Genomic DNA, 12604 nt, shown 5'->3' with positions numbered 1-12604 from the left:
GGCCCGTTACCGCCAGCCGATCTCGATACCTCGCGAGCGCAGCCAGGACTCGAAATCGTAACCGTGCGAGGCGATTCCGTCGATCGCCCGGGTGGCGGCCTCGATCGCCTGCTGCGCCTGCGACGCGCTCAGATATCCGGCGGCGTGAGCGGCCAGGAGCTCGTCGACGTCGAGCAGAATCGCCTCGCGACCGGTGCGGACCACGATGTCGAGGTAGTGGTCGACCGACTTCCACATCTGCGGTCCCGCCGCCTCGAAATCGCCGATATCGAGGTAGAAGTCCTGGTCGCGCCGGTGGGTGGGGCGGAAGTGGAAGATGGTGGCGCGCAGCGACAGCTCCGGCAGCAGCCAGGATTCGAGGTAGTGGAATTCCGGATGATCGGCGGTGCGGGCCATGTAGAGCCCCCACGGTTCGGTCCGATACGTCTCCACCGGCCGCACGAAGCCCTTCGGATCGGTGTTGGTGGACCCGGCGAGGTCGAAGTATTCGATCTTCGGCCGATGCAGATCGACCACATGCCCCTGCGTCATGCCCCGAATCTACCGCCGCGGGCCCGCAAAACGCCCGCTCGCGCCGCGATCCGGATGATCATCGACGCGAGCGGGCGGTGACGCGGTTACAGCCAGTGCAGGGCGATGCCCTGGGTGGTGAGCCAGCGTTCGAAGTTGTGATCGTGCGAGGCGATACCGTCGACGACCGCGGTGGCCTGCTCGAACGCGCGCTGAGCGGTCTCGGCCGATACGTGGCCGGCCGCGTGCGCGGCGAACAGTTCGTCGACCCCGTGCAGTTCGCAGACGTGGCCGTTGCGGGCGACGATGTCGATGTAGTGGTACTCGGCCCGCCAGCGCTTCGGCTCGATCTTGGCGAAGTTGCCGATATAGATGTGATAGATCGGATCGCGATCGTGTGCCGCGTTGATGTGATGCATGGTGACGCGGATCGACTGCCTGGGCAGCAGCCAGGTCTCGGTGTAGCGGTAGGGCGGGGTATCGGCGGCCCGGACCAGATACAGCCCCCACGGCTCGGCGTGATAACTGTCGACCGAATGGACGAAACCGCGGGAATCGGTTCTGGTGAGATCGGCGATATCGAAATATTCGACGTGCGGTCTGTGTGCCGTACCCGATGGTGGCACCGGAATCGGTGCTTTTCGGCCCGGAATGTTGCGATTCGACGGCATTGGGCTGACTCCATTGGGCGCGGCAGTGCGCAGAGTCCGGGTGACACGTTCAGCGAGGAAACCGGCCATAACACTTGCCCTTCTCGACTTCCGACCGGATCAGCGTACACCCGGGCAACCCCCTCCGGCGGGGTGAAAACGACACGGAATTCGGCTGATTCGGCCGTGCCGTGATCATCGAGGCGGCTTGCGCTACCGGACATTTCGGGCATCTGGTCGGTTGATCCAATGCTGCGCGCGCGGTTGCCGGAGCAATGCTCCCGCAGCCCCGGCAAACCTCCGGCCAGGCCTGTCGCAATGGTCGGCGGCGGGGTTCCGGAGGCGCCGGTGGGCGGGAGTGTGGCCGCGCGTTGGGGGAATTGTCGAATTACTCTGCGGGATAATATTTTCGGCCCGCAGTGGCCGAAACGCGGTGGCGTATTTCGAATTGTTCGGAATGTCCGAAAGGGGCGGCGGAGAATTGCGCCACCGGTAGCGCGGGCCGGGCCGAAATGATTGGCATACGGCATGTTCCGGAGGAGGGGACGGCCTCGGCGGGCCCGCCGGGTGTGTCGACGCTCGATCCGGAGGGTCCGGCTCACGGTGGACGGTCCCGGGCATGTGCGGGTTCGGGCGCGCCGGCGGGGTCACACGGGGCAGCCGTCTCATCGAAGGCCGGAGGGCCGCCGGTTTTGCCGTGCGGTTGCCCCGCGTGGCCGTTGCGCACGCCGGGCGGCCGCACCGGCCGAGGCGGTGTCAGGGTCGTGCGGCGGCAGGCCGCTGCCGCCGATACACAGTCGTGGCCGAAAAATGATCACCGGGTATCTGGCTGTGCCCGCGGTCACGGCGCCGGAACTTGTCGGTGCCGCGGCTTACCCTGGTGACCATGGCTTTCGCAACGGAGATCCCCGCGGATTCGGACGCACCCGGCGGGCAGCCGCTGGCGCATTCGGAATTCCGGCCGATCGGGGCGATCGAGCGCTCCGACGGGCGGTTCGAGGTCGTCAGCGAGCATCAGCCCGCCGGTGACCAGCCCGCAGCGATCGCCGAGCTGGAGCGGCGGTTGCGTGGCGGCGAGAAGGACGTGGTGCTGCTCGGCGCCACCGGCACCGGCAAGTCGGCCACCGCGGCCTGGCTGATCGAGCGGGTGCAGCGCCCGACCCTGGTCATGGCGCCGAACAAGACCCTGGCGGCCCAGCTGGCCAACGAACTGCGCGAGATGCTGCCGCACAACGCGGTGGAGTACTTCGTCTCCTACTACGACTACTACCAACCCGAGGCCTATATCGCGCAGACCGATACCTACATCGAGAAGGACTCCTCGATCAACGACGACGTGGAGCGGCTGCGCCATTCGGCGACCTCGAGCCTGCTCTCGCGGCGCGATGTCGTGGTGGTCGCCTCGGTCTCGTGTATCTACGGTCTGGGTACTCCGCAGTCCTATCTGGACCGCTCGGTGCAGCTCGAGGTCGGTACCGAGGTCGAGCGCGACCGGCTGCTGCGCCTGCTGGTCGATGTCCAGTACACGCGCAACGACATGGCCTTCACCCGCGGGTCGTTCCGGGTGCGCGGCGACACCGTCGAGATCATTCCCTCCTACGAGGAGCTCGCGGTCCGGATCGAATTCTTCGGCGACGAAATCGAGGCGCTGTACTACCTGCATCCGCTCACCGGCGATGTGGTGCGTCAGGTCGACACCCTGCGCATCTTCCCGGCCACCCACTACGTGGCCGGGCCGGACCGGATGGAGCGCGCGGTCGTCGATATCGAGACCGAACTCGAACAGCGGCTGGCGGATCTGGAGCGGCAGGGCAAACTGCTCGAGGCACAGCGGCTGCGCATGCGCACCCAATACGACCTGGAGATGATCCGGCAGGTCGGGTTCTGCTCCGGTATCGAGAACTACTCGCGGCATATCGACGGCCGCCCGGCGGGGTCGGCGCCGGCGACGCTGCTGGACTACTTCCCCGAGGACTTCCTGCTGATCATCGACGAGTCGCACGTGACCGTCCCGCAGATCGGCGGCATGTACGAAGGCGATATGTCGCGCAAGCGCAACCTCGTCGAATACGGCTTCCGGCTGCCCTCGGCGGTCGACAACCGCCCGCTCACCTGGGAGGAGTTCGCCGACCGGATCGGCCAGACCGTGTACATGTCGGCCACGCCCGGCCCGTACGAGCTGGGCAGTACCGGTGGTGAATTCGTCGAGCAGGTGATTCGCCCGACCGGTCTGGTCGACCCGCAGGTGGTGGTCAAGCCGACCAAGGGCCAGATCGACGATCTGGTGCACGAGATCCGCGCCCGCACCGAACGCGACGAACGCGTACTGGTGACCACCCTGACCAAGAAGATGGCCGAGGACCTCACCGACTATCTGCTGGGCATGGGGGTTCGGGTGCGCTACCTGCATTCGGAGATCGACACGTTGCGCCGCGTCGAACTGCTGCGGCAGCTGCGGCTGGGTGAGTACGACGTGCTGGTCGGCATCAACCTGCTGCGTGAGGGCCTCGATCTGCCGGAGGTGTCGCTGGTCGCGATTCTGGACGCCGACAAGGAAGGCTTCCTGCGCAGTGCCACCAGCCTCATCCAGACGATCGGGCGCGCCGCGCGCAACGTCTCCGGCGAAGTGCACATGTACGCCGACAAGGTGACCGATTCGATGCGCCAGGCCATCGACGAGACCGAACGCCGGCGGGCCAAACAGGTCGCCTACAACGAAGCCAACGGTATCGACCCGAAACCGCTGCGCAAGAAGATCGCCGACATCCTCGATCAGGTCTACCGTGAGGCCGACGAGACCGAGGTCGAGGTCGGCGGATCCGGACGCAATGCCAGCCGCGGACGCCGTGCCCAGGGCGAACCCGGCCGCGCGGTGAGCGCCGGCGTGTACGAGGGCCGCGACATCGCGAATATGCCGCGCGCGGAACTGGCGGATCTGGTGGCCCAGCTGACCGATCAGATGATGAACGCCGCCCGCGAGTTGCAGTTCGAGCTGGCCGGGCGATTGCGCGACGAGATCGCCGACCTGAAGAAGGAGTTGCGGGGTATGGACGCTGCCGGGCTGAAATGAGTTCCCGCACAGCATCTTTCCCGCGGATACGGCGGTGCCCCGGCCGGGCCGGGGCGCCCGCGCGGCCCGCTTCAGCTCTGCGTGGCCATCCACTCGTTGACCCGGCGCTCGCCCTCCTCGCGCGAGACGTCCTCGACCCGGGTCATGACCACCCAGCGATGTCCGAACGGATCCATCACCAGCCCGTAGCGGTCGCCGGTGACGAACGTCTGCGGCTCCTCGACCCGGGCTGCGCCGTGTTCGGCGGCGCGGGCGACGACCGCGTCGACATCGGGGCAGTAGTGCACGATGCTGGTGTGTACCCAGCCCGATTCGGGTGCGCGCACCCCGTGATCGGGGATGGGCATACCCATCTGGATGGTGGAATCGCCGATCGCCAGTTCGGCGTGCGCCGGTTGCCCGTCGGGGAGGTCGTTGCGGCTGAGCACCTTCGCGCCGAAGACCGCGGAGTAGAACTCGATGGCCTTGTTGCCGTCGGGTACGGCCAGGAAACAGTTGATGGAGTGATAACCCTCGGGAATGGGATTGACGTCGTTGCTCATAGGGACAACTCTCGGCCGTTGCGCGGAGAAGATCTTGGAAGAAGGCGACAATCTCGTCCGCGGCGGGAGACGGTCCGTGCCGGCCGGTGACGGGCGCGCGAAAGGCGCTGCACTGCAACCGGTTCCGGTACCACCACCGGAAGTGACCAAGGGCATCCTGCATCCCCGCGAGCAGGAGCGACACCGTCGGCTGATCCGCTTGCCGGCCGGTCCGGGCACCGCCGAATTCGTCGAATGGTATTGGTCGGTCTCCTGGGATCTGCGCGGCAGGCCGCCTTACCAGGCGCAGGTGCTGCCGTTTCCCTCGGTCAATGTCAGCTTCGAGCGGTCCGTCACCCGCACCGGCGGGTTCGTCAACGGCGTGACCACCGGCAAATTCGTCCGCGAACTGGCGGGGGAGGGTGAAACCTTCGCCGCGAAGTTCCGTCCCGGTGGCTTCGGCGCCTTCACCGGAATCGATGTGGGCGCCCTGCGCGATACCGCGATCGAACTGGCCGAGGTGCTGCCGGAGGCTGCAGGCCTGACCGAACGCGTGCTGGCGGCCGACAGCGCCGGCGACCGCCGCGACATCGTCGACGCATACTTCGCCCGCGCCGCGCGCCGCCGCACGCCCGACGACAACTATCTCCTGGTGCTGCGCATCATCGCCGCGATGGAAGCCGATCCGGACCTGACCCGCGTCGACCAGGTCACCGCCCGTTTCGACATCCCGATCCGCACCCTGCAACGCCTGTTCCGCCGCTACGTCGGAGCGGGCCCGAAGTGGGTGCTGCGTCGCTACCGGCTTCAGGACGGCGCACAACTGCTGGCGCAGGGCCGCACCGACGATCTGGCCACTCTGGCACTGGAACTCGGCTATTTCGATCAAGCCCATTTCAGTCGCGAATTCGCGAACGAGATCGGAATGGCGCCGCTGGAATACGCGCGCGCATCGCTACTGTCGCACCACGCCTCACCGCGGGACTCGGCGCCGGATCGCTGATTCGTTTCGGCCGAACCGGTTCCGGGAATAACCGAACACATAAGTAGTTGAATGCTGTACTACCAGCCCGGCGGCGGTGCTGCCGGCCGACAGAGGAGTTGGCGATGAGTGTTCTGGTGCTGATCGGGCGCATTCTGTTCGTCATATTGTTCGCGAGTTCGGCGATCGGGCATCTGACGCAGGCCGATGCGATGACCGGTTACGCCCGCAGCAAGGGTGTTCCGATGGCGAAGGAGGCGGTGCTGGGCTCGGGGGTGGTGCTGTTGCTCGGGGCCTCGAGCGTGCTGCTCGGGGTGTGGGCCGATCTGGGTTCACTGCTGCTGTTCGTATTCCTGCTGCCGACCGCATTCCTCATGCATCCCTTCTGGAAGGAATCCGATGCTCAGGCCAAACAGGGGGAGATGATTCATTTCAACAAGGATCTGGCATTGGCCGGTGCGGCGCTCATGCTGTTCGCCTTCTTCGCTCATGTCGACGATCTCGGCGCCACAATCACCGGACCGCTATTCCACCTCGGATGATCACGAACGGCCGCATTCGGCATTCCGTTTATCACCTCGCATATCCGGTAAGCGCCCGAATCGGTTCCCGCTGCCCGGAATTGTGAGTTCTCACCATCGCGCCCGGGTGTCGTTGTGCACCCGGGCAATCGAGGTCGGCGCAATTGGGGAATACCCCCTTCTGTGACGAAAATCCCAGGGCCACAAGCGGGTTCGCAACTGCGACAACGATCGCAGCGAGATAGGTCTGCGGTCGGGATCCGCGCTGGTGAGACGGCTCGTGCGGCCATCCGGCCGGCTAATGTGGCGTGGGGATCGCGAGGCGCACCGATGTGATGTATTGCGATTGTCGATGATTCCGGCGCGATAACGGTTATGGTCTAGCGCAGTTGCCCGCGCGGGTTTCTGCTCCGGAATTGCGCGCAGGCATCCGCCCACTTGTATGTTTGGAGGAAAGATGACCGCCTACCGGTCCATTGTCGTCGGTACCGATGGCTCGGATTCGTCGTATGTCGCTGTCGAGAAGGCTGCCGCGCTGGCCGGCGACGCGGGCGCCACCCTGTACGTCGCATGCGCGTACTACCCGACCGACGACCGCGATGTGGCCGCTGCGGCCGATGTCCTCAAGGACGAGGCCTACCAGGTGCGCGGCTCGGCGCCCACCAACGAGATCCTGCGCGTCGCGCGGGACAAGGCCGTCGCCGCCGGTGCGACCAACATCGTGGAGCGGGCCGTCGTGGGCGAACCCGTCGAGTCGCTGCTGAACCTGGTCAAGGAGGTGGAGGCCGATCTGCTGGTCGTCGGTAACCGCGGCCTCAACACCCTGACGGGGCGCTTGCTCGGCTCGGTGCCCTCCGACGTCGCGCGCAAGTCGCGCAGCGACGTCCTGATCGTGCACACCGTGCGCTGACGTTCGCCCGACCTGCCGCCCGGGGCCTCAGCGCAATGCGCCGAGGACCTCGGGCAGTGTGCCGGTGTGGACCACCGATAATCGCTGTGTGGCACGGGTGAGCGCCACGTAGAGGTCGTTGAGTCCGCGCGGCGACTCGTCCAGGATGGCCTGCGGCTCCACCAGCACGACCGCGTCGAACTCCAGGCCCTTCACCTCCGCCACCGTCAGCACCTGCACGGATTCGCCCGCCAGCGAGGCGAATTCGCTCACCGTCGCATGTGGGGCGAGCACGGCGGTGATTCCCGGCTCGCCGGCCTCGCCGTCGACGAGTTCGGTGACCGCGGCCAGCGAGCCGCCGGCCGCGACCTGCACGGCCCGCGGCGCAAAGCCGGATTCCCGGACGGAGCGGGGAATGGTCGCCTCCGGGTCGATCGCGGCCAGCACATCGGCAGCGACCGCCATGATCTCGGCGGGCGTGCGATAGTTGACCGTCAGCTCGGTGAGCTTCCAGCGCTGTGCGACATAGGGTTCCAGCATGCGCTGCCAGGACGAGGCGCCCGCCGGATCTCCGGTCTGCGCGACATCGCCGACCACCGTCACCCAGCGATTCGGAATGCGCCGCATCACCATTCGCCACGCCATCTCCGACAGTTCCTGAGCCTCGTCGATGATCACGTGTCCGTAGGTCCAGCTGCGATCGCCGGCAGCCCGCTCGGCGGTCGTCTGGCGGTTGCGCACATGCTGGCGTTCGGCGAGCTGTCCGGCATCGATCAGGTCGTAGGCCATGAGGATTTCCGGATCCAGGTCGTCTTCGAGATCCTGCGGCGCCGAACCGGTCAGGATGTCGAGCGCCTCCTGCGCCTCGGCCAGCTGCGCGCGCCACCGCCGCCGCGAGCGTTCCCGCTCCTCCGCGTCGTCGATGCCCAGCAATTCCGCCAGCTCGTCGAGCAGCGGCGCGTCCGCCGCCGCGAAAGCGGGCCCACTCGCCGCGTCGAGCGCGCGGAACAGCTCCTTGCGGTCCTCGGCGCTGAGCCGGTCCGCGGCGTGCGCGAGCCGCTCCGGCTCGGCCCACAGGTCGGCGAGCACCTGCTGCGGGGTCAGGATCGGCCACAACTGCGCGATCGCGCGCTGAATGCCGGCGTCGGCACGCATCTCGTCGCGAATCTCGGTGAGGTCGGCCTGGCTCAGCAGATTGCGCCCGGAACTCGACGGCCGCCGGCCCGCGGCGACATCCGCCTCGTCGACGGTGTCGGCGAACTGGTCCTTGCCGATGATCTGTGCCAGCTGGTCGGTCAGCGCGTCGACCACCGAGGCGGCGAAGATCGGGCGGGCGAGGTTGTGCGGGCGGCGCGAGGAGCGCGCCCGGCCGCGCGCACGGGTGGCGATCTTGCGATCCAGCGTCAGCTCGTACCCGTCGAAGTCGAGGCGGACCGGGTCGCGTGGTACCTCCTGCCGGTCGCGCACCGCCTTCTTCAGCACATCGATCATGTCGAGCGAACCCTTGAGTTCGCCCGCGCGCAGCGAATCCTCCAGTGTCGCTTCGACTCCCGGATACAGATTGCCGATCGTGGACAGCAGCACGCCGGTCTCGCCCAGCGACGGCAGCACTTGGCCGATGTAGTCGAGGAAGGTGGAATTGGGCCCGATGATCAGTACGCCGGCCTTGTCGAGCTGCTGGCGGTAGGTGTAGAGCAGATACGCCGCACGATGCAGCGCGACCGCGGTCTTCCCGGTACCCGGACCGCCCTGGACCACCAGCACGCTGCGGTGTTCGGAGCGGATGATGGCGTCCTGCTCGCTCTGAATCGTCTCGACGATATCGGTCATGTGGCCGGTGCGCGCCGCGTTCAACGCGGTGAGCAGGGCGCTCTCACTGCCGACGCCGCCGTCGTCGGAGTCGATCGCGCCGGCCCGCCGTGCCATCTCCAGATCGAGATATTCGTCGCTGATACCGGTCACGTTGCGGTTGCGTGAGCGGATGTGGCGGCGCCGGGTCACGCCGTCGGGGGCGGCGGTGGTGGCGAGGTAGAACGGGCGGGCCAGCGGGGCCCGCCAGTCCAGCAGCAGGGTGTTGTAGTCGTCGTCCTCGTCGAGGATGCCGAGGCGGCCGATGTAGCGGTACTCGCCCTCGGCGCCGTCGTCGCCGGTGTCGTTCGCGGCCAGATCGATCCGGCCGAAGCAGAGCCCGTTCTCGGCGGCGTCGTATTTGGCGAGGTCCTCGGAGTAGAGCTGGGTGAACGATTCGCGTTCGCTGCGGGCCTGCGGCGTGCCGCCGGTCTCGAGCAGCACCGTCTTCAACCGGCGCTGCGCGTACTCCCGCATGCCGTCGAGCCGCTGATACAGCAGGGTGAGATAGCTCTGCTCCCGCTCCAGTTCGGCAGCGCGATCGGTGGCGGGGCGATCCTCGGTGAGGCGGTCGGGCAAAACGGAACTCCTTGTCACCACAGGGGCCGAGCGGGCCGCGCGCGAAGAGAACGGAATCGTCGAGTCTAGTTCGGGTTCGCGGGACTCGCCGTAGTCGCAGGTGAACGCGTCGCGACCTGGGTAGTGAAATGTTGCACTACCGGGTCGTCGAACGTCGCCTCGAACTTGGCCGTGCGATCGGGCCGGACGGGCAGCAGCGCGTGTTCGAGGATCATCGCGGATCTTTCAGGAGGCGTGAGTGTTGTTCGGCCGCCGTCCCAGGGCGTTGCTCTCGGAGGTGGCCGGTTTGGCACGGTACATCGCCAGATCGGCGTCGTGCAGCACCGCTTCGGGGGTGCGCGGATCACCCGGGCGCAGCGCGGTGACGCCGATCGACGCCTCGATGTGGATGCGGTGGCCGCGGGCGATGATCGGCTCGGCCATGGTCTGGCGCAACCGGGCGATCAGGCCGTCCAGGTCGTCCGGCTGGGTGCGGCCGGACAGCAGTACCAGGAATTCGTCGCCGCCGATGCGGCCGACCACATCGTCGGTGCGCAGGCCGCGCTGCAGTCGCTGGGCCACGATCTGCAGCACGGTATCGCCGATCGCGTGGCCCAGGGTGTCGTTGATGGCCTTGAATCCGTCGAGGTCGATGAACAAAACGTTCGATACCGGCGACTGTTCGTCGACGCCCAGCGCGGTCGCCAGCCGCGAGAGCACCAGCGATCGGTTGGCCAGCCCGGTGAGCGGATCGTGGGTCGCCTGATATTCCAATTGCCTTCGGCTGGCACGGAATTCGGTGACGTCGTTGAACGAGGAGACGGCCGGCGAGTCGGCTGCGCCCGGGTTGAGCAACCGGCTCGAACCCGACAGCCAGCGCCGCTGCCCGTCCGGGCGGTCCACGCCGAACACGTAGCGGGAGATGGTTTCTCCCGTGGCGAGGGTTCGTGCCACCGGGTGATGGCTCGGGGCCAGCGGCTGGGCGTTCGCGTCGAGCAGCGCCAACGGCAGCGAATCGATGCGGCGGCCGACCAGATTGTCGCCTTCCTGACCGAAGATGCGCAGCGCTGCCGGGTTGATCGATTCGATCCGGCCCTCGCGGTCGATGACGACCACACCCTCCTCGAGTTGCGACACCACGGCCGTGAAATGGTGTTCGGCCCGGCGCTGGGCGGCCTCGGCGCGGCGCTGAGCGGTGAGGTCGTGGATCACCACCTGATAGGCCAGCCGGTTCTGCCAGACGGTGAGCACCGAGACCGTCTCGACGTCGACCGCCTGGCCGTCGCTGCGGATCAGGGTCATTTCCGCTGTCTCGGACGCGTCGCCGGTCTGGTGCAGCCGGTCGATGCGCTCGAGCATCGCGGGCACGTCGTGATGCGCCACGAACTGGGTGACCGGATGCCCGACCACCTCGTCCACTCCGGGGACGGCCAGCAGCCGCACGATCGCCGGATTGGCGTAGACGACCATGCCGTCCTCGTGCACGACGACGCCATCGGGACTGTGCTCGACCAGGGTGCGGTACCGCTGGGCGAGCAGTTCGGCGTCCATCACGGCCTCGGGCCGGTTCTCACCTGCCTCAACCACATGTAACCCCCTGATCATGGTCTGTTCAGGTCAATTGGCGCACGGGATCATTCTGATGGTGACGTACCGCGGATCACAGCGCGGACGGTATTGGTTCGGTCACAGTTCAGGTTCTTATCGGGCCTGTGAGTGATCATGACAGGTGCCCGTTCCCGCGGTATCGGCGGACGGTACGCTGTCGGGTTCGGGTTCGGTCCGGTCGGGGGGCCGGACCGGGTGTTACGCCGGAGGCAGCTGCCCAGGCCGGGTGTAGGAGCGCGAATGCCGAACACAACCCCGATGTCAACTCGAGAATATCAAGATCGTATGCCGATCGCAGGTATCGGCGTCGTCAGCGGTTACGGCTGGGGCAGGGAGACGCTGTGGCGCGGTCTGCACACCGGTAAGGCGGCCGCCGGGCTCTATCCCGGCTACGGCGCCGACCGCGACGAATACGCGTGGATCGCCCTGGTGCCCGACGGCGGCGACGAGTCGCTGAGCCCGAGCCGCTACGCCCGGGCGGTTCAGGAGGCCGCGCGCGAGGCGATCGCCGACGCGACCGAACGAGGCTGGCGGCCGGGCCGCACCGTCGGGGTGATCCACGCGATCGTGCTCGGCGACGTCCGGGATTGGGAGGACTTCTACCTCGCCGACGACAGCCGCCGCCGCTCCCGCGACTATCTGCGCCTGCTGCCGTCGACTCCGATCTCGCTGCTGATGCAGGAATTCGCCTTCCACGGCCCCTCGATGAACGTCTCGGCGGCTTGCAGTTCGGCCAACGTCGCGCTGATCACCGCGCAGATGTGGCTGGATCAGGGTTTCGCCGACGACGTGATCTGCGTGACCACCGACCTGTCGGCGAGCCCCGACATGGTCCACCACTTCGTGCAGATGGGCGCGGCCGTGATCGACGCCGATCCGCTGGAGGCGTGCCGGCCGTTCCAGGAGGGCAGCCGCGGATTCAGCTTCGGTGAGGCGTCGGTGGCGTTCGTGGTCTCCCGGCAGGTGGAGCGGCCGTACTGCGCGATGCTGGGCGGGGCGATGACCAATGACGCTTATCACGTCGTGTCCGTCGACCCCGGTCTGGAGCGGATACTGGACTGTACGCGCCAGGCCCTGGACCGGGCCGGGGTGCGCTCCGGGGACGTGAGCTACTACAACGCCCACGGACCGGGGACCCGGCAGTGCGATGTGGCCGAACGGGCCGTGCTGGCGCGGATCTTCGACGACCGCCCGCAGGTCTATTCGATCAAGCCGCTGACCGGACATTGCATGGGTGCGGCGGCCGGCGTCGAGATCGCGGCGACGGCGCTGGGGTACGAACGCGGCGTCGTGGTGGCGCCGCCCATCGTGGCCGAGGCGCATCCTCGCCTGCTGGACGGACCCACCCCGTTCGACGGCGGATTCACGGTGAAGACCTCGCTCGGAATGGGCGGGCACAACTCCGTGGTGGTGCTCGGCCCGGCGTGAGCGCCGGGACCGCTCGGGT

Annotated in this window: 10 protein-coding genes; 5 read left to right on the top strand and 5 right to left on the bottom strand. The window is 67.3% G+C overall.

Features of this window, described 5'->3' with window-relative positions; translation table 11 throughout:
* Nucleotides 1–6: 6 nt before the first annotated feature.
* Both A5780_RS00865 and A5780_RS00860 read right to left on the bottom strand, forming a co-directional pair.
* Complete coding sequence (locus tag A5780_RS00865) at nt 7–531, bottom strand: DUF402 domain-containing protein (RefSeq protein ID WP_063013043.1); 525 nt, start codon at nt 529–531, stop codon at nt 7–9.
* An 86-nt stretch (nt 532–617) separates the two neighbouring features.
* Nucleotides 618–1181 (bottom strand): hypothetical protein, encoded by a 564-nt coding sequence (locus A5780_RS00860; RefSeq protein WP_082856930.1) that lies wholly within the window; start codon nt 1179–1181, stop codon nt 618–620.
* Nucleotides 1182–2046: 865 nt separating this feature from the next.
* Here A5780_RS00860 and uvrB point away from each other — a divergent pair.
* Complete coding sequence (uvrB, locus tag A5780_RS00855; protein WP_063013091.1) at nt 2047–4230, top strand: excinuclease ABC subunit UvrB; 2184 nt, start codon at nt 2047–2049, stop codon at nt 4228–4230.
* Nucleotides 4231–4301: 71 nt separating this feature from the next.
* Here the strand turns inward: uvrB and A5780_RS00850 are convergent, their stop codons facing one another.
* On the bottom strand, nt 4302–4772 hold the full coding sequence (locus tag A5780_RS00850) for a VOC family protein (RefSeq protein ID WP_030514599.1): 471 nt from the start codon (nt 4770–4772) through the stop codon (nt 4302–4304).
* A 142-nt stretch (nt 4773–4914) separates the two neighbouring features.
* Between A5780_RS00850 and A5780_RS00845 the strand changes: the two genes are divergently transcribed.
* From A5780_RS00845 to A5780_RS00835, 3 genes are all read left to right on the top strand, one after another.
* Nucleotides 4915–5754, top strand: a complete 840-nt coding sequence (locus tag A5780_RS00845) for a helix-turn-helix domain-containing protein (RefSeq protein ID WP_231982774.1) — start codon at nt 4915–4917, stop codon at nt 5752–5754.
* 104 nt (nt 5755–5858) lie between these two features.
* Nucleotides 5859–6275, top strand: coding sequence for a DoxX family protein (locus tag A5780_RS00840; protein ID WP_063013048.1), 417 nt, complete (start codon nt 5859–5861; stop codon nt 6273–6275).
* Between the two features lie 436 nt (nt 6276–6711).
* On the top strand, nt 6712–7164 hold the full coding sequence (locus tag A5780_RS00835) for a universal stress protein (protein ID WP_030514596.1): 453 nt from the start codon (nt 6712–6714) through the stop codon (nt 7162–7164).
* Nucleotides 7165–7191: 27 nt separating this feature from the next.
* On the opposite strand, the gene A5780_RS00830 is transcribed toward A5780_RS00835, so the two are convergent.
* Nucleotides 7192–9570: an ATP-binding domain-containing protein gene (locus A5780_RS00830; protein ID WP_064907481.1), complete on the bottom strand. Its 2379-nt coding sequence runs from the start codon at nt 9568–9570 to the stop codon at nt 7192–7194.
* A gap of 225 nt (nt 9571–9795) precedes the next feature.
* The gene (locus A5780_RS00825; protein WP_308248195.1) at nt 9796–11136 is read right to left on the bottom strand and encodes a diguanylate cyclase domain-containing protein; all 1341 of its coding nucleotides are present in this window, start codon (nt 11134–11136) and stop codon (nt 9796–9798) included.
* A gap of 306 nt (nt 11137–11442) precedes the next feature.
* Here A5780_RS00825 and A5780_RS00820 point away from each other — a divergent pair, with 306 nt between their 5' ends.
* Nucleotides 11443–12585 (top strand): beta-ketoacyl synthase N-terminal-like domain-containing protein, encoded by a 1143-nt coding sequence (locus tag A5780_RS00820; RefSeq protein WP_063013055.1) that lies wholly within the window; start codon nt 11443–11445, stop codon nt 12583–12585.
* Nucleotides 12586–12604 lie beyond the last annotated feature (19 nt).

It is taken from the genome of Nocardia sp. 852002-20019_SCH5090214 (genome assembly GCF_001665865.1).
GTDB classification, from domain to species: domain Bacteria; phylum Actinomycetota; class Actinomycetes; order Mycobacteriales; family Mycobacteriaceae; genus Nocardia; species Nocardia nova.
The sequence above is the reverse complement of the archived record's forward strand: the minus strand, read 5'-3'. Positions and strand labels throughout refer to the sequence as shown.

Excerpts from the sequence above, each read along its gene's own strand:
- A5780_RS00865 (WP_063013043.1), bottom strand. The coding sequence starts at position 531 with ATGACGCAGGGGCATGTGGTCGATCTGCATCGGCCGAAGATCGAATAC.
- A5780_RS00860 (WP_082856930.1), bottom strand. The coding sequence starts at position 1,181 with ATGCCGTCGAATCGCAACATTCCGGGCCGAAAAGCACCGATTCCGGTG.
- uvrB (WP_063013091.1), top strand. The coding sequence starts at position 2,047 with ATGGCTTTCGCAACGGAGATCCCCGCGGATTCGGACGCACCCGGCGGG.
- A5780_RS00850 (WP_030514599.1), bottom strand. The coding sequence starts at position 4,772 with ATGAGCAACGACGTCAATCCCATTCCCGAGGGTTATCACTCCATCAAC.
- A5780_RS00840 (WP_063013048.1), top strand. The coding sequence starts at position 5,859 with ATGAGTGTTCTGGTGCTGATCGGGCGCATTCTGTTCGTCATATTGTTC.
- A5780_RS00835 (WP_030514596.1), top strand. The coding sequence starts at position 6,712 with ATGACCGCCTACCGGTCCATTGTCGTCGGTACCGATGGCTCGGATTCG.
- A5780_RS00820 (WP_063013055.1), top strand. The coding sequence starts at position 11,443 with ATGCCGATCGCAGGTATCGGCGTCGTCAGCGGTTACGGCTGGGGCAGG.